The sequence below is a fragment of the Aliiroseovarius conchicola genome (genome assembly GCF_041403445.1).
GTDB lineage: Bacteria > Pseudomonadota > Alphaproteobacteria > Rhodobacterales > Rhodobacteraceae > Aliiroseovarius > Aliiroseovarius conchicola.
The window spans coordinates 242525-260917 of the sequence record NZ_JBGEHL010000005.1 but is presented as its reverse complement, the minus strand read 5'-3'; the positions used below and the strand labels follow the sequence as shown (position 1 = coordinate 260917).

General features: G+C 54.3%; 8 protein-coding genes and 1 tRNA gene. 3 read left to right on the top strand and 6 right to left on the bottom strand.

The features are described 5' to 3' along the window. Positions 1-3: 3 nt before the first annotated feature. Together gltB and V6N04_RS11190 are read right to left on the bottom strand one after the other, a co-directional pair. Positions 4-4542 carry a glutamate synthase large subunit gene (gene gltB / locus V6N04_RS11195; RefSeq protein ID WP_371170250.1) on the bottom strand — a complete coding sequence of 1513 codons (4539 nt, stop codon included), beginning with the start codon at positions 4540-4542 and terminating at the stop codon, positions 4-6. 54 nt (positions 4543-4596) lie between these two features. Continuing rightward, positions 4597-6030, bottom strand: coding sequence for an NAD(P)-dependent oxidoreductase (locus V6N04_RS11190; protein ID WP_371170249.1), 1434 nt, complete (start codon positions 6028-6030; stop codon positions 4597-4599). Positions 6031-6249: 219 nt separating this feature from the next. Between V6N04_RS11190 and V6N04_RS11185 the strand changes: the two genes are divergently transcribed. Then, the gene (locus tag V6N04_RS11185) at positions 6250-7053 is read left to right on the top strand and encodes an undecaprenyl-diphosphate phosphatase (protein WP_371170248.1); all 804 of its coding nucleotides are present in this window, start codon (positions 6250-6252) and stop codon (positions 7051-7053) included. A gap of 43 nt (positions 7054-7096) precedes the next feature. Here V6N04_RS11185 and V6N04_RS11180 read toward each other — a convergent pair whose 3' ends face one another. Beyond that, positions 7097-8083 carry a complex I NDUFA9 subunit family protein gene (locus V6N04_RS11180; RefSeq protein ID WP_371170247.1) on the bottom strand — a complete coding sequence of 329 codons (987 nt, stop codon included), beginning with the start codon at positions 8081-8083 and terminating at the stop codon, positions 7097-7099. 140 nt (positions 8084-8223) lie between these two features. Between V6N04_RS11180 and V6N04_RS11175 the strand changes: the two genes are divergently transcribed. Further along, positions 8224-8310, top strand: a tRNA-Leu gene (locus tag V6N04_RS11175). A gap of 601 nt (positions 8311-8911) precedes the next feature. Here the strand turns inward: V6N04_RS11175 and V6N04_RS11170 are convergent. The 3 genes from V6N04_RS11170 to V6N04_RS11160 form a co-directional block, all read right to left on the bottom strand. Beyond that, complete coding sequence (locus tag V6N04_RS11170) at positions 8912-9784, bottom strand: LysR family transcriptional regulator (RefSeq protein WP_371170246.1); 873 nt, start codon at positions 9782-9784, stop codon at positions 8912-8914. Positions 9785-10798: 1014 nt separating this feature from the next. Next, positions 10799-13147, bottom strand: a complete 2349-nt coding sequence (locus tag V6N04_RS11165) for a response regulator (RefSeq protein WP_371170245.1) — start codon at positions 13145-13147, stop codon at positions 10799-10801. Between the two features lie 12 nt (positions 13148-13159). Continuing rightward, positions 13160-13969, bottom strand: a complete 810-nt coding sequence (locus V6N04_RS11160) for a PhnD/SsuA/transferrin family substrate-binding protein (protein ID WP_371170244.1) — start codon at positions 13967-13969, stop codon at positions 13160-13162. 319 nt (positions 13970-14288) lie between these two features. On the opposite strand from V6N04_RS11160, the gene V6N04_RS11155 reads away from it, so the two are divergent. Next, on the top strand, positions 14289-18353 hold the full coding sequence (locus tag V6N04_RS11155; protein ID WP_371170243.1) for a PEP/pyruvate-binding domain-containing protein: 4065 nt from the start codon (positions 14289-14291) through the stop codon (positions 18351-18353). Positions 18354-18393 lie beyond the last annotated feature (40 nt).

Here is an 18393-nt window from a genome sequence, read left to right as displayed (position 1 = left end):
GGTTTACTCCGCCGGGATGGCATCTGCCTCGATGCCCAATGGTGCGGGCAGTCTCTCCAACATCTCTATCGGACAGACTTGCAGGAAGTTGCCCTTCTCCAAGTCCCAATGACGCAGAATCTCGGTCGCCAACTGGCTGCGAGTCTCGTCTGCATGACGTTCGATCAGGGATTTCAACTCTGCCTCCCAATGATCAACCGAGACCGGGCAGGTCACAAGGCTCTCCATGTTCATGAAGTTCTGTGCCGTACCCTCGGGATCATAAAGATAGGCCATACCCCCGGTCATACCGGCCCCAAAGTTAGAACCGATACTGCCAAGGATTACAGCAACCCCGCCAGTCATGTACTCGCATCCATTTGACCCGCAGCCTTCGATCACGACCTTAGCGCCCGAATTTCGCACGCCAAACCGCTCACCAGCGCGACCCGCAGCAAACAGATAGCCATCAGTAGCGCCGTAAAGCACGGTGTTGCCAATAATCGTGTTATCGCGGGCGACCAGCGGGCTGGCTTGTGGCGGACGAACTGAAATCGTACCCCCTGACAATCCCTTGCCGACATAGTCATTTGCGTCGCCAGACACTTCAATCTTCAGACCCGGTGCTGCGAACGCTCCCAACGACTGCCCGGCAGAGCCTTGCAGTTTCACAGTCAAGTGGTCTGGTTGCAGAGAGTTGCGCATGCCGAACCGTTTAACGATGTGGCTAGAGATCCGCGTACCAACCGTCCGGTGCGTGTTTTGCACCGTGTAGGACAGCTGCATTTTCTCACCGTCTTCAAGGAAGCGATGGGCGTCCTGCACGATCTCGGCGTCCAGCGTGTCCGGCACCGCGTTGCGATCACGATTGCGGTTATAGACGATCTTGTCCGCCCCATCGACGACCAGCAAAAGCGGGTTCAGATCGAGGTCATCCAGATGCGCCGAGCCTCGGCTGACCTGACTTAACAGGTCCGCCCGCCCGATCACGTCATCCAGCGACCGTGCCCCGACAGAGGCAAGGATTTCACGCACTTCCTGCGCATAGAACGTGATCAGATTGACCACTTTGTCTGCGTTGCCTGTGAACTTACCACGCAGCGCTTCGTCTTGTGTGCAGACACCAACGGGGCAGGTGTTCGACTGGCACTGGCGCACCATGATACAGCCCATCGCGATCAGGGCGGCAGTGCCGATGCCGTATTCTTCGGCGCCCATCATCGCGGCCATGACGATGTCGCGACCTGTGCGCAATCCGCCATCGGTGCGCAATGTCACACGGTCTCGCAAGTTGTTCATTGCGAGCACCTGATGCGCTTCTGTCAGACCCATTTCCCACGGAAGACCCGCGAACTTAATCGATGTCGCGGGCGACGCCCCGGTGCCGCCATTGTGGCCCGAGATCAGGATCACGTCCGCTTTGGCCTTTGCCACACCAGCGGCAATCGTGCCAACGCCAGAGGCCGCAACCAGCTTCACCGTCACCTTACAGCGCGGATTGATCTGCTTGAGGTCATAGATCAGCTGGGCCAGATCCTCGATCGAATAGATGTCGTGGTGCGGCGGTGGCGAAATCAGCGTCACACCCTTAGTCGAGTGGCGCAGACGGGCGATCAGGTCGGTGACCTTCATGCCGGGCAGCTGGCCACCCTCGCCCGGTTTGGCGCCTTGCGCGACCTTGATCTCAAGTTCTTCACACTGGTTCAGATACTCTGCGGTCACACCAAACCGGCCCGATGCCACCTGTTTAATCTTGGCCGACGGGTTGTCGCCGTTGGGTTCCGGGTGGAAATGCGCGGGGTCTTCGCCACCTTCTCCACTATCCGATTTCGCGCCAATGCGGTTCATCGCGACGTTCAGCGTCTTGTGCGCTTCCGGCGATAGCGCCCCCAGCGACATACCCGGCGTCACGAAGCGTTTGCGGATCGCGTTGATGCTTTCGACTTCTTCAATCGGCACGGCCTTGCCCATCGGTTTGATGTCCAGAAGGTCTCGCAAATGGATCGGAGGGTTAGACCGCATCTTGGCCGAATACTGCTTCCACATCTCGAACGAGGCGCGGTCACAAGCCGACTGCATCAGGTGCATCGACTGCGCTTCCCATGCATGCGTCTCACCCGAGCGGCGCGCTTTGTAGAAGCCACCGACCGGCAGCACTTTGTTGCCCCCACCAAATCCGGCGGCGTGGATATCCTCGACCTTCTTCTGGATACCGTTCACGCCGATACCCGAAATGCGTGACGTCATGCCGGGGAAATACTCGGCAACCATGGCGCGGGATAGCCCCACAGCTTCAAAGTTCAGGCCACCGCGATAGGACGAAATCACCGAAATCCCCATCTTCGCCATGATTTTCAGAAGCCCTTGGTCAATCGCCTCACGATAGCGGCGCACCGCCTCGGTCAGCGAGCAATCGAGCAGCCCACGTTCGATCCGATCCGCAAGCGAATCCTCGGCCAAATAGGCGTTCACAGTGGTCGCGCCACAACCTACCAACACTGCGAAGTAATGCGGGTCGAGGCATTCCGCTGACCGCACGTTTAGCGACGTAAACGTCCGCAGACCCTTTTTCACCAGCCAGCTATGCACAGCTGATGTCGCAAGGATCATTGGCATCGCAACGTGGTCCTCACCCTGACCCTGATCGGTCAATACAAGGTGTCCAGCGCCTGACCGCACAGCATCTTCAGCTTTTGCACGTATCTCATCCAGTGCTTTGTGAAGCGCACCGTCATCGCCGCCCGCTGGGAACGTGCAGTCAATCTCGGTCATTTGGGCGTTGAACACGTCTATCATCTTCCCGAACTGCTCGTTTCCGATGAACGGGCTTTCCAGCACAATGATCTCGGTCTGTGCACCGCTTTCATCCAGCACGTTTTTCAGGTTCCCAAACCGCGTTTTCAACGACATCACACGGAATTCGCGCAGGCTGTCGATGGGTGGGTTTGTCACCTGTGAAAAATTCTGCCGGAAGAAGTGGCTAAGCGGGCGGTATTTCGTCGAAAGAACGGCAGACGGCGTATCATCCCCCATCGACGCAAGGCTTTCTTTGCCATCCTCAGCCATTGGGGCAAGGATTTGCTCCAGCTCTTCCAGCGTGTACCCAGCGGCCAGTTGGCGCTTGCGAAGTTCCTCGCCCGAATAGATTGGCTTTTCTTCAACCTCGGTCAGGCTTTCACCAAGATCGTTGATCTTGCCGACCCAGTCACCGAATGGAAGTGCGGCCGACAGTTTGTCTTTAATTTCAGTATCGTGAAACAGTTTGCCCTTCTTCGTATCCACAGCCAGCAACTGACCAGGGCCCAAAGCGCCCTTCTCAACGATGCCGGCTTCGTCAATTGGCACCATCCCGGCTTCGGACCCGGCGATAACCAGACCATCACCCGTCACGACGTAACGCATTGGGCGCAAACCATTCCGGTCAAGCCCGGCACAAACCCAGCGGCCATCGGTCATCGCGAGCGCTGCGGGGCCATCCCAAGGCTCCATCACCGAGTTGCAGTAGGAGTACATATCCTTCCAAGCTTCGGGCAATTCGATGGCTTGCTTGGACCAACTTTCCGGCACCAACATGGTTTTCGCCATGGGGGCCGAGCGCCCAGCGCGTACCAACACCTCGAACACCGCGTCCAAAGCTGCCGAGTCAGACGACCCCCCCGGAACAATCGGTTTGATGTCTTCGGCAAGATCACCAAACGCACCAGAGGCCATGCGGATCTCGTGGCTTTTCATCCAGTTCAGGTTGCCCTTCAGCGTGTTGATCTCACCATTATGGGCCAACATGCGGAACGGTTGCGCCAACCACCATTGGGGGAAAGTGTTGGTCGAATAGCGCTGGTGATAAATAGCAAAAGTCGAGATGAACCGTTCGTCCATCAAATCGGGATAGAAGACCGCGACCTGCTCGGCCAGCATCATACCTTTGTAGATGATCGATCGGCAGCTTAGCGACGCGATATACAGCCCGTTGATCTGCGCAGCCGCGGCGGCTTTCTCAATCCGACGCCGGATCACATAAAGCTCGCGTTCGAACGTATCCTCATCCACGCCCTTCGAATTCGAGATCATGATCTGTTCAATTTCAGGTCGTGTGGCATTGGCCTTTTCACCAAGGCAGGTGATGTCCACAGGTACGTGGCGCCAGCCATAGATGTGGTAACCCAAACGCAAGATTTCGGATTCAACAATCGTCCGGCACGTTTCCTGAGCGCCGAAATCAGTGCGCGGTAGGAACACCTGTCCCACTGCGATCAGCTGATCAGCATGAGGCTCGTGACCAGTGCGGCGAATCTGGTCATAGAAGAACGGCACAGGGATCTGGACATGGATGCCAGCGCCGTCGCCGGTCTTGCCGTCGGCGTCAACCGCACCGCGGTGCCAGATGGCTTTCAGCGCATCAATGCCAGCCTCAACAACTTTGCGGGACGCTTTGCCTTCCACCGACACAACAAGACCCACACCACAAGAGCTATGCTCGTCTTCCTCACGATAAAGGCTGTGTTCGTCCATAAACTTACGCTTGGCTTCCTCGCGGCGGACCCAATCGGCATCATACTTCGTCATCTTAGTTCTCCTTGCGGAAGGGCTAGGATATCCATCCACTTGCCCGAAATTACTTCATTCAGCGGCGAGCGCCTTTGCGGCATCAAACGAGGCAAGCATGTTCGCCCCGGCCTCGCGCCCGTCGCGGATGGCCCAAACAACTAGGGATGCACCACGCACGATGTCCCCGACTGCCCACACGCCATCCAGATCGGTCTGATGCGTTTCAAAGGCGGCTTTGACGGTGCCCCAGCGGGTGACGGTCAGATCCTTTTCTCCCCATAGGGTTGGCAGATCCTCAGGTTCAAACCCTAGCGCCTTAATCACCAGATCGGCGTCTTCGGTGTAGTCTGATCCCTCGATCACTTCAGGACTACGGCGACCTGTTGCGTCCGGGGCTCCGAGGCGCATTTTCTGAACCATCACGCCTGAAACCGCATCTCCCACGAAACCCTTCGGCGCGGACAGCCAGACAAATTCGACGCCCTCTTCTTCAGCGTTCTGGGTTTCACGCTGAGAACCCGGCATATTGGCCCGGTCGCGGCGATAGAGGCATTTCACCGATTTTGCACCTTGCCGAATGGCGGTCCGCACACAGTCCATCGCTGTGTCGCCACCACCAATGACCACAACATTCTTGCCCTCAGCGTTCAACTCACCGCTGTCGAATTCTGGAACCGTGTCGCCAAAGCTAAGCTTGTTGGAACACGTCAGATAGTCCAACGCGGGGACGATTCCCGTTGCGCCAGATCCAGGACCTGCCAGATCGCGACCTTTGTAGACACCTGTGGCAAGCAGCACGGCATCATGTTTCGCGCGAATGTCTTGAAAGCTGATGTCCTTACCGACATCACAGTTCAGGACAAATTCAACACCAGCATCTTCAAGCAGCTTTACGCGGCGCATAACGACGTCTTTCTCCAGTTTGAAACCGGGAATGCCGTAGGTTAGCAAACCACCCGCACGATCGTGGCGATCATAGACGGTGACCTCAACGCCAGCGCGCACCAGAACATCTGCTGCCGCCAGCCCGCCGGGGCCTGCGCCAATGATTGCAACCTTCTCTTCGCGCGACGCGGTGGGGCTGATCGGTTCAACCCACCCGTTGTCCCAAGCCGTATCCGTGATGTATTTCTCGACCGCACCGATGGTGACGGTTCCGTGGCCTGATTGTTCAATCACGCAATTGCCTTCACACAGGCGGTCCTGTGGGCAGATGCGGCCACAAATCTCGGGGAAGGTATTGGTGGACTGGCTAAGCTCATATGCTTCCTTCAGACGACCAGTTGCCGTCATCCGAAGCCAATCAGGAATATTGTTGTGGAGCGGGCAGTGCGACTGACAATAGGGAACACCGCATTGACTGCATCGGCTGGATTGCTCGGCCGCTTTCTGAGCGGCAAACTCGGCGTAGATTTCGTGGAAGTCTTCCTTACGCGCATCGGCAGCACGTTTTTCGGGCATATCCCGGTCGACACCCACGAATTTCAACATTGGCTGCTTTGCCATCCTGGCTCTCCGTCAAATTAGCTCGGACTTGAGCTTCTATCCAGACCATCCGCACATTAAAAGACAGTATAGCTGACCTATAATAGGATTATTTTGCCAGTCCACCAGAAAACCACTCCACATACAATATATTTATGTCAGTATTAGTTACCTATAATCGCTCTTCCCTTTCTTTGCCGCATGTTTAGCTTGCGCGACACATATTTCAGAAGGCACGCCATGACCCTTGCCCACCTTTTCCTCGTCGCGGTTATTCAGGGAATCACAGAATTCCTACCTGTCTCGTCGTCGGGGCACCTTGCATTGGTACCTCACCTCACTGGGTTGCCCGATCAAGGGCAGACAATTGATGTTGCGGTCCATCTGGGCACGCTGGGGGCGGTCGTGCTGTATTTCTGGAAAGATGTACGTATGGGGCTGGCGGGCGTGCCCCGCATGCTGACGGGCCGCATTGATACACCCGGCGCAAAACTTGCCTTTCTGTTGGCAATCGCGACCCTGCCTGCCATCGCTTTTGGTCTGCTGTTAAAGCTGACCGGCCTGGATGACGCGATGCGCTCGATCAAGGTAATTGCCTGGACGATGATCTTGTTTGGGGTGGTGCTGTACTGGGTTGATCAGAAAGGCCCGACCCAGAAGAAGGCCGATGATTGGTCTTTGCGTGACGCGATCATCATGGGTCTATGGCAGGCACTCGCTTTGATTCCCGGCACCTCGCGATCTGGCGCAACGATCTCAGGCGCCCGTGCTTTGGGATACGAACGGACTGACGCAGCAAAGCTCTCCATGCTCATGTCGATCCCGACGATCTTTGCCTCTGGTGTCTTACTGGGCGCCGAGGTCGTGGCGACGGCGAATGTCGAGGTCGCAAAGGACGGCGCGATTGCTGCAGTCTTCGCCTTTATCTCTGCCCTGTTGGCGCTAAGCCTGATGATGAGGCTTCTACGCTCGATCAGCTTCACACCCTACGTGATCTATAGGATTGCCTTGGGGTGTGTACTACTTGGAATCGCTTATCTGTAAAAAAGGCGCGGATGCGACCACGCCTTTAATTCCGATCCAGCCACTACCCGTTCGAGCGTAAGTTCTTAGCCGAATCCTGAATGGCCGCATACTGGCCGTGATTGCGGAAACGCCAAAGATAGTCGGGCAGGATCGCCTCCATCGCGGTCGGTGTGATGCCCAGGGCCTCGAACCCTTTGGCACCTTGGGCGACGACGTTGTCGTGGCGCAGAGACCGAACTTGATCGCGGGTCAGTGGTGCCTTGATTAGCCCACCAGACATGGACTGGATAAAATCAAACAGAGATGCCTGAAGATACGCGATACCGAACGGCAAATTTATGACTGCCCGACGGCGTTGAACAATACCAAGCATTCGGTTGATCGACTCCCGCAAGGTCTCGACCTCTGGCCCCCCAAGCTCATAGACGCCAGCTTGGGCCTGACCCAGAATTGCCTTCTCGGCAGCGGCAGCCACGTCGTCGACAAACACGGGTTGGAATCGCGTGTCACCACCGGTGATAGGCAAGATTGGTCCAAAGCGAGTCATTCCGGCAAAGCGGTTAAAGAACTCGTCCTCGGGCCCAAAAATGACAGAGGGACGCAGGACAACGGCGTTCGGAAATGCTGCGATCACATCTGCTTCGCCCTCGGCCTTAGTTTTCGCATATTCACTGTTGCTGTCAGCGTCAGCACCAATGGCAGATAAATGGATCATCTGCGCAACACCTTGCTCGGTGGCGATGCGGGCAATACGTCCGGCCCCATCGTGATGCACGGCGTCAAAGTTGTTCTTTCCGATCGAGTTCAGCACACCCACGCAATTCACCACTGCATCTGCACCCAACATCACATCGCGCACCGAGACGTCATCGCGAATGTTGCACAGAATGGGCTCTACCTGCCCTACCGCACCATAGGGCTTGACGAACAGCGCTTCGTTCGGTCGGCGGACCGCAACGCGCACGCGCCATCCCTGTTTGGCCATGCGGCGCGCGATATAGCGCCCAACAAAGCCCGAACCGCCATAGATTGTGACAAGCTTGGACATGGTAGCTCTCCTTGAAAACCTTGAGGTTTGAATAGCTTTCCACAGCGCTCAGAGCAAGGCGCAAACGGAATTCGTGAATTCCCGGCGAATCCGGTTGACAGTAACACCAGTGCGCTTTACATCGCGGCCTCACCAACCGTGCCCAGATGGCGGAATTGGTAGACGCGCTAGCTTCAGGTGCTAGTGTCCGTATGGACGTGGAGGTTCGAGTCCTCTTCTGGGCACCATATTTCCAAAATTAAATACAACACACCAGTTGATATCAGCTTGGCAGTATCCACCCTTTTACCCAGCTCATGCGCTTTGTAAAACCCGGCTTTCGCGCGATCTTTGCTGTTAGCTAGGTAAGTCCCTGCGAGATCAAGAACGGTGATGAAATCGCTATGCCACTATTCATCTGGCTAACGAGCTCGCTCGATGAGCCCGTGCGCTCGGTAAAACCCAATAGCCTACTTGTTGAAGCTGCTTATTTCTTGCAACATTCTGCTTTATCCGATCACGGGCATATAGAACTGGTGATATCTGCTGTTTCTAGGGCGACGTCTTTTTCGTGCTCCAGTTTCTTAGTGGAACAACTTGTTCCGGCAAGGACCTTCACCTGCCACAATTCCTTCGGCTTCGCCAGATGCTGCACATGCTCAAACTGGCGTCAGTTCCGACCTCATCAGGTTTTCGTCAACTTTCCCAAGCTGGCGAACCACCAACCTTGTTCAAAAAGAGGAGAGGATAACGAAACTTGTGTCGCAGCGACGGGCTGATTTCGACTGGATTCCCTGCACGTACATTGATTGCCTTGGTTATTCGCGCGGGGTTGCAGCGAGCGCCACCTCAACCTCCGCATTTCCCACACAAACATTTGTTCGCCGAAGGGAAAACCTTCTTGATCCAGTTCCTTGCAGCAATAATGGCAGGATCCTTATTTCGCTTCTCGTAGAATAGAAACCAAAGCTCGCGATTAACGGTTACGGGAACACGCGACCCACCAATGATTTGCATATCGGGGTAATTTCTCGCCAAACATGTCGGTATTACGCAAGGGAGACCGGTGGAACTCGAGGCCCGTGCAATTGCTCTGTAGGATTCCAATCTGACGGCGGGACTGCATCCGAAATGCTCTCGTGCCATTCGCATTTCAGGAAGATCGTCTAAAGAGCCTGAAAGCCCGATCCAACCAGCGTCAGATTGCCGTGAAGGGGAAAACAAAGCAACACGACAATTGGCGACTTTGAACCTAGAAATCCCGGCTGTATCGGGGCGACTCAGCCGAAGGGCAACATCTGCTTCGCCCCGTTCGACAGCCGTAGTCCGATCGGTCGCGTCGATGATCAGTTTGGCATCGGGATTATCCCGTCGCCAGGTATCAATATACTGCGCAAGAAAATCACTACAAACAAATGAAAGTGTGCTTATCTGAACTGATCCAAATCTCTCGCTTTCATTCTCTAGATTCTTCATCAAGAAACTGAGGTTGGTTTGTGTTTTATCCGCAATACTGACGAGCTGCTTCCCGACATCGGTCAGTTCTCTAAAATTGCCCTTAGGAACAAAGATAGGATGTCCAAGTTCTTCTGATATGGCATCAATATGTCGCGCGACGGTACTACTCGTTACACCTAACAATTCTCCTGCCGCGCGATATGATCCGGCGTCCACTACAGCTAGTATCGTTTGTAAGTGACTCCAGGAATTGAACTTCTTCATATTTGGATTCCATTCAAAATAGTTTGGGTGCGCAAGTGGGCGCAGAAGCATAGACTTTAGTATTACTATTTTTAGATGGGGGGGCGCAAATATCTCTATTTCGATTGAGCGGTCTTTGATGTAGGGATCGATTGATTTCACCACTCACAGGACAGAAATCAGGCAAAGCATTGACCACAAAGATTAAAGTCACTCTTGTGTGAGGTGTTTTGCCAACACTATCTGCACCCGCCAGCGTGGTTAGAGACCAGGCGATCACCCCACAAATCAGCCGGAGTTTTACCCGCTGCAGGCGCGTCAAATTCGGCATCTCTACGAACAGTTTAGGGGACTATTCGACACATATAGCCCTGAAATTTGCCACAATTCTTGTCTAGTGTTCTTGTTGTGTCGTCATCCATTGCGGCGATGCGTTCACCTGTGAGTGGTGGTTTTTAGAACGAACGGCCCCGCTGTATTGCGGGGCCTATTTTATTTACTGTCTATGCTACCAAACGACCATTCTCTAAACATCGTAGTCAAGGCATCCACATCTGTGCTCGTGCTCACATCTCCGCCAACGCTGGCTCTGCCCCTGCAACCAAGATACCGCCACCGCCTTACTTCAACCAAGACCTCCTTTGTGCAGACCCCATGCCGATAGTTCGATGCCGCTTTCCTGTCGGTGCACAAGAGCGCGCGCCATAGAAACGGCAGACTGCCCAGCCCCGCACAGCAGGAGCTTTGCGGGGCAACTCAGACCACTTGGAAGTGGCCGTACATTTTGGGGACAAGGTTCATACGGTTAACTGTCATTTCTGACCTCCCCCGTCGCGACACCGCCGACAATCACCTAGCCGAGGCGGCGCAAAAAACCGAACACATAGCCTTCAACAATGGGTTGGCCGTTTCGGCAATGTTTGCCCCCACATCACTATTTCACGTACGGTTCGCGGTCGTGCGGTTGAATAGATCCTAAACCTGTGGGCACGACAGCTGATTGCGAAGAGAAAACCGGCCCTTGCTAATAATGCGTCAGTTCCGGCCCATTTTTTTTATCGCCCCGTTTTCGATCAGGCGATTGTCAGGCAACTGGATAGCGCAAGACCTTGATTTGCGCCGCCGCACTCTGGGGACCGCCCATTTGTGGATGGCAGCCAGCAGCGCAGCTTTGCTGATTGGCTTGGTGAGGAAATCATTCATTCCTGCCTTTACACAACGTTCCTGATCTTCCTTCAGGGCGTTGGCGGTCAGGGCGACAATCGGGCAACGGTCACTGTGTCTTTCCTGCTCTAACTTGCGAATGGCATGGGTGGCTTCGATACCATCCATTTGCGGCATAGACATATCCATCAGTACGATATCAGGTCTATTTTCAGCAAAGCTCTGGATCGCTTCAAGACCCGTTTCGACAAAGGTCAGGGACACGGCCGATTTCTTGAGCATCGCTTCAACAATAAGCTGGTTGGTTTTGTTGTCCTCAGCAACAAGAACACTAATTGGTTGGTCCATTGCTTTGCGACGCGATGCAGGTTCTGTTGTTGGGGCGGAGGACCCTTGCATTTTAAGCGAGCGGGCGATCGTGTTTCGCAACTGTCCGGATCGAACAGGCTTCAGCAGTACCTCACAATGACCAATTTCATTTTTTGTAGCCACATCCAGTGATTGGTCAACTGAAGATAACACGATAAGCGGCAAACCTTCGAACTTGTCCATCGCGCGGATTCTTCGGGCCAACTCTTCCCCATCCATGTACGGCATCTGGTAGTCTTGAATAATAAGATCAAAAGGCTCGCCAGCCTCCTCAAGGATTCTAAGCGCGGCGGATCCTGATGCTGCGAGGACCGGGGTCACGTCCCATGCGCTCAACCGTTCGGAAAGGATTCTTCGGTTTAATTCCAGATCGTCGACCACCAAGACCCGTAGTCCGGCAAGTTTAAGATTGCCGTCCAGTGTCGAAGCCGGTGTTTTTTCGCTTCTCGGCAAGATCAGCTCGATCGCGAAGTGTGAGCCACGACCTTCCTCTGACTTGGCAGATATCCGCCCCCCCATCAAGGTCACCAAGCGTGTAGAAATTGCTAGGCCAAGCCCTGTACCTTCAAATTTTCTATTGCGCGAACTATCCACTTGCTCGAAAGCGTTAAATATAAGATCCACTTGATCCGTGGGAATGCCAATGCCTGTGTCCTCGACATCAATACGCAGATCATAGCTGTCTTCGCGTTGCACACCTGTCACGTTGATATAGACGTGCCCCTCTAGCGTAAACTTGACGGCATTTCCGGCGATGTTGGTGATGACCTGCCGAAGCCTACCAACGTCCCCCTGAAACCACCTTGGCAGGGTCGGGTCATACCGTAACGCTACCTCAACTGATTTTTCACTGGCTTTGGCTGAAAGCAACGTGACCACGTCCTCAATGGCGGATTGCAGATCAAATGGAGCTTCTTCAAGCTCCATCTTTCCAGCCTCGATCTTTGAAAAGTTCAGAATATCGTTGATAATCGTCAACAGCGCAGCGCCAGAATTAGAGATGGTTTCGGCATACATTGACTGATCTTCATCCAGTTTGGTTTCGAGCAGCAACTCTGCCATACCGATTACACCGTTCATTGGTGTTCGGATTTCGTGGCTCATGTTCGCAAGAAAGTCCGACTTTGCTCGGCTCGCCTGATCGGCACGCTCCTTGGCAAGTTCTAGCGCATACTCGCGTTCATCACGTTCAGCAAAGGTTTCTTGCAGCACGGTGACAGAAAAATCTAACTCAACAAACTCCCTTGAGACGAAGGATGGTAGTGGCGTCTTGGGTGGGCTTTGACCAGCGACAACCGCAGACATCCTGCCGTGAATGTTGCGCAGCGGTCGCATCGCAAGAACATTGGTTTGAAGAAGGAAGAGGGCGGAAAGCACAAAAACTGTTATCGCAATAGTTAGACGAGTTTGATGTACATTGGCCGTGATGAGCGCCTGCCCTTCAGATGTAGACCAATCCACTTCCATGACGCCAAATGGCTCTCCATCAAAGACGATATCACGGGTGAACTGACGCACCGAGCTATTGAACTTCGAGTTATCACGCTCGGCATGGACCACCAGATCTCCGAACTCATCCCTAATGGTCAAACCGAGTATTTTGGGGTTACGCAACAGCGCCTCATTCATCGCGGTTTCAAGAATGGGGGTATCTTGAACGATGATAGGTTCAATCATGAGCCCGCTGATAAGCGACACCGTCAGATCAGCTTGTGCTAGCAAATCTGCATTCATTCTACGCGTCTCTGCACGGCATTCATATTCGCCCACGAGAAAGATGACCAGCGCGGCGGCGAAGGTCATCGACAGCGCGATCTGAGCATTTATTCCCATTTTCTTCATGCGATACATCTGAAGGCTCTACTAAAAACCAGCGCTGTGCTTCATGGCACTGCGAACAAAATCGTAGTCGGCGTCAGAGCCTTCGACGAACCCATCTTTGGCGATGCTATCAAGGACATCTGGGTCTGTAGTTGCCAGCATGGCCTGCCGCATAGCCAGTAGAACTTTCGGATCCATATTAGAGGCCGCCAACCAAGGCTTGGTGACGTTGTCGAACTCAAACAAGACTCGAATCGGGACACCCGCTTCGACCAGCTTTTTGAATGTGCTTTCTTTGAGCGCACCTGCCTTGTATCGACCGGCGCCAACCGCCGTTCCGACAAGGTCATGTCGCCCGAGAAACTCATAACCACTTAGTTCCCTGCTGGTGATCCCCGCGTCGATCAGGTGACTTTGGGCAAGATAACGACCGATTGTCGAAAGAGGATCGCCAAAGGCAAAGCTCTGATGCGCAAGATCTGAAAGTGATTGAATATTGCTATCGGCCTGAACCGCTATGACACCCTTGAATCTTTTTTTTCCCTTCTTTGACTCCATCGCAACGATCTTAATACCGCTATCACGCTCAAAAACGGTGATATAGGAGGCAGGTCCGAAGCGTGCAAAATCCACGTCACCACGGGCAAGGTGATCTATTCCAGCCTCATAATCCTTTGCGATTTTCATCCTAATCTTTACGTCATCACCAAGAATTACTGACATCTCCCGTGCCAGATAATTCAGAAATGGCTTGTATTTCTTGACTGTCGCGGTGGGCTTATCTGCCGCATAGGTACCAAAAACCAACTGAATCTCCGCGGTCGCAGGCGTGGCTAAGATCAGGGCCAGCAATAGTCCTGAAAATGTTCGGCAGATCGAAGACACAAGGTTTCGAAGTCGGGGGCACCCTGTGCGTGGCGCTAGAGCTGTGATCTTCATGGTGACCTCCAATCATTTGGACGCGCCCGTACCGGTGTGAGAGAGCGCTGAGACAGGATCAGCATGGCAAACACAGAAGAATAATTAGTTAATTGCGTTTGCAACCTTAAATAACAGGGTGCCTCTGACACTTTGCGAGGCCTCCGTTAACCAATTGATAAATTAACGATTCCTTAACCACCTGACACATCTAATAATTGAATCCAATTCAAACTAAGCGGGTGGGCAGGTCGTGACCAAAGAACAAAGTTATCAACCGATGCCGTCGCCTCAGCTTCAAACTGGGCAGATGATGATGCTAGCCGTGATGCTAGCGCTGCTGCCGAGAACCGCGGTCGCAATCCCGTCACCAGAGCTTGTCATCGGGTCAGTGTCCTCATTATCTCAGGTCTTTGCCGTTGGGTTTGCTGCGGTGACCGGTGCGGGCGCCCTGATCGCACGGCGACTTGGATTCACACCCACAACCGGAGCGCACCATGGCCGTTTTCCCGTCCGTCTGGTCACCGGCCTGGTCTTAGTCGGCCTTTTAATGGGTGCGCTCAACTTTTGGCAATACCGCAGCAATCAAGCCAAAGAACTGGCCCACCTCCAAGCAACACTGACCCGGCCTGCGCAGTTCGACGGCACACAAATTCAGGACGAAAACCTGAAGGAAACGAGCTTCGACAAACAAGCAAACAATCCGCTGGCCATCAGCACAGAGGACGCTCAGCATTTGCTCATCGCCCCGGACAATACGCAGGATACGTTGTTCTTTGATGTCCGCGAAACGGCGGAAAACCGAATGGGCACTTTGCCTGGGGCACAACATGTGCGCTTTCCCGATTTCCTAACCTCCGCCATCCCACTGGAAGGCAAGCAAGTTGTCCTATTTTGCCATAATGGCAATCGTAGTAGTGAGACTTGCGCCGAACTGGCCGCACGAGGGTTCGACTGCCGCTTTATTGCTGGTGGGATCGAGAAATGGATCGTCGAAGGGCGCAGTTTTAGCGACAAGACCGTCGAGACACTGTCCGACCTGCGCGCGATTCCGGACTACTCGGGCAAAGATGTTCTGCTTAGCACAGCGGATTTCGAAGCGCTGAAATCAAGTGAAGACTTACAGATTGTCGACACTCGATATCCCGGTGATTTTGCCACAGGGCATCTGCCCGGTGCGATCAATATTCCCCTACGAGCGCTCCCGACCGAAGATCTGAAAGCTCGCATCGCACAGCTGGAAAACAAACCGACAATCGCGGCCTGTTATGACCGGCGTAGCTGTTTCATGTCGCAAGTTCTTGGGTTGGAACTAAGCGAAGCTGGCATCGATTTTCTTGGGCGATACACCACACCATGGGAGTACTTCATCGCCCCCAAACCCAAACCCCATGTGCAGCAATGGTTAGCAGAGCAACAAACAACAATATGGCAAACGGGCGTGAACAAGCTTGCAGAGGTTTTGATTTGGATCGGCGCGCGTTCTCATTTCATCCTAGGACTTGTTGCTCTGTCAGTTTTGTCACGTCTGCTTGTGCTTCCCATCGCGCTGAAATCCGAGCAAGATCAGATCACAATGGCTCGGCACGCAGGTGAGTTAAAATCCCTAAAAAACATGCTGAAGGACGATCCCGTTAGACGCGCGCGCGCGGTGCAACAATTCCATGTTGAGAAAGGGTTAACACCAATGCGCAATCTGATGGCGCTGTTGTTCCTACCCGTCATGATGCTAGGCCTCAGCGCAATCGAGCAGGCTGCAAAATCGGTGAATGGCCCGTTCCTGTGGATTGCAAATCTCGGGTTGCCGGATGGAACGTATCTATTGCCCGTGATGTTTGCCCTGCTTGCCGGCACATATCTGCATTGGGCGGTCGCCAAGACCCGCCGCCAAGTGATCCTATGGTGGGTGCTTGGCGCCCCGACGATGTTCGTGCTGGTGTTCCAGCTAAGCGCTGCGGGCAACATCTATCTGTGCGTCAGCCTAGCACTTCTGTTGCTTCAAAGGGCCTATGTCACGGGCGCATTGGCATCGCTGGTTCAAAGGGGAAGGGCGATGGTGCGACAGTGGACGAACCGCAACCGCAGGCGCGGGGTGATCCCTCTGGCTCAAACTGCCGAACTACTGGACAGCGGGAACAAATCCTATCGACTTTCGGTCCTAAAGAATGCCGGCCTACCGGTTCCTGACGGAGTGGTGGTGCGGACCGAGGCTATCAAAGCCTTCGGCGAGATGGGCGCGAGTGAGAAACACACCTTTGCACGAGCAATCTCGGGCATCATTGGTGACAGGCCTTGTGCGGTTCGAAGCTCAGCCGCCAGCGAGGATGGCGCCGAGCAGAGCTATGCGGGCATCTTCGAAAGCGAACTAGATGTACGCCCAGCCGATATGGTCCTCGCCTTGGAAACAGTTATCGCGTCCTTCTCGTCTGCGCGTGCGGCGAGCTATGAACCGCAGGTCAACGACCAAGACCCAACCCAGCATGAGGGCAATATTCTGGTCCAACACATGGTGCGAGCAGAATATGCTGGGGTCTTGTTTACACAGGATCCAACTGCGCCCGGCCTAATGATGGTGGAACTTGTCGAGGGCTGCGGGGACGATCTGGTTTCCGGGCGCGTGACACCGCAAGGCTTACGCTTTGGGCGCTATACCAAATTGGCCGCGACCGAGGATAGCGCTCCGATCGATCTGTCTCCGCTTCTGGAAATGGGGCAGAAGATCGAAGCGGTATTTGGCTGTCCGCAAGACATCGAATGGGCCTACGCCAACGGGGCATTCAAGATCGTGCAAAGCCGAGATATCACGACACTGGTTTCCGGTGGCGCAAAAGAACAGGCGCGCACAGCCGAGTGGCGCCGCATCTTCAAAATGTTCGAAGACGCGGACGTCGAAGGTGTAATCCTGGAACAAGATGAAATGTCCGAAGTTCTGCCACGGCCAACACCGCTATCGTTTTCGCTTATGGGGCAGTTCTGGGCGGCTGGCGGAAGTCTGGATAATGCGTGCCGGCAGTTGGGGGTGCAGTACAACCTGCCCGAAGGTCGCCCCGGACACCTCGTAAATTTCTTTGGTCGCACCTTCGTAAACTGCGACCTCAAACATCGGATGGCGTTGCGACTAAGCAATGGCAGAGCTCGCCAAATGCGCAAGCAAGCCCACGCCATGCTAGAAGAATTCTGCGAAAAGACCATTCCAGACCTGGACGAAAGCCTGGCCATCTGGCAAGCCGTCGATTTTCGATTGCTTTCGACGGCCCAAATTGTGACTGCCATCGAAGAGCTGCAGTATACATTGGTGCAAGGCGTCTATGTTGAGGCCGAAAAGATCAACATCCTGGCTGGGTTCACACACGGGGAAGCCACGGCTTTCGCGACGAGCAATCCTGATGCCCACAGCCGCCTCATGCACCCAGTCTTGCACCACACTCCAACTAATATTGTCGATAATTGCGCACGCTTGAAGGGCAAGGCAAAGAAGCGGGTCCTATTAGAGATGATGGGGCATCGATCTGTTGTCGACTATGAACTGAGCATGCCGCGATATGCAGAGAACCCCGATCTTCTGTGGTCGTTGCTCGAAGGTGCAGCGCCAAGGACCACCGACCCGCAAAAAGATCCGTTCACAACACCACAAGATCCAGTCGACCTGGCGATTGCCATGCAAGACCTCAAAGAACAGGCCAAACACGAGGCACTTCGGATCGTGGCCCTGCTACGGCGCGCCATTCTAGCCCTGGCCGAAAAGACCGAACTCGGAGAACTGATCTTTTACCTAAAAATGGACGAACTACAACGGCTCGCAAAGACCGAAGCAGGCATCTATAAAGCTCGGGCGAAGTGGCGCAAAAAACGCGGCAGAAGGCTGTTGAAAACTGGCCCTAAGCAGCATTCGTTGACCCTTCGTGATTGTGAATTGCTGTCGGCATCGACCCCGATCCATGGGGGTGCAGAGGGCCCGGCACTGGGGGGGACATGCGTGTCCGGCAGCCACGGCGCGACCGGACGCATTTTTGTCGTGAAAGATGATGCCAGTCTGGATGCAAGCGCCTTTGATGGGTTCAAGGATGGGGACATCATCGTCTGCCGCATGGTCAGCCCGTCATGGTTGCCCTTCGTTGCTCGCGCAGGTGGGGTCTTAAGCGAAATTGGCGGATGGCTGAGCCATATGTCGATTGTGGCCCGCGAAAAGGACATTCTGATGTGTGTCGGATGTTCAGGGCTGGACGGCCTGCAGCAGGGTCAGACTGTAAAAGTCGGAACAGATGGGTCGATTGAGGTACAACAGGAAGAGGTGTTCAAGCTATCCCAATCGGCCTGAACTCTGATTCCAAGAAAACATGATCGATAAACTTCGATAG

What these genes read in the sequence shown, in the direction of transcription:
- gltB (WP_371170250.1), bottom strand. Translation starts at nt 4,542, where the DNA reads ATGACGAAGTATGATGCCGATTGGGTCCGCCGCGAGGAAGCCAAGCGT.
- V6N04_RS11190 (WP_371170249.1), bottom strand. Translation starts at nt 6,030, where the DNA reads ATGGCAAAGCAGCCAATGTTGAAATTCGTGGGTGTCGACCGGGATATG.
- V6N04_RS11185 (WP_371170248.1), top strand. Translation starts at nt 6,250, where the DNA reads ATGACCCTTGCCCACCTTTTCCTCGTCGCGGTTATTCAGGGAATCACA.
- V6N04_RS11180 (WP_371170247.1), bottom strand. Translation starts at nt 8,083, where the DNA reads ATGTCCAAGCTTGTCACAATCTATGGCGGTTCGGGCTTTGTTGGGCGC.
- V6N04_RS11170 (WP_371170246.1), bottom strand. Translation starts at nt 9,784, where the DNA reads ATGAAGAAGTTCAATTCCTGGAGTCACTTACAAACGATACTAGCTGTA.
- V6N04_RS11165 (WP_371170245.1), bottom strand. Translation starts at nt 13,147, where the DNA reads ATGTATCGCATGAAGAAAATGGGAATAAATGCTCAGATCGCGCTGTCG.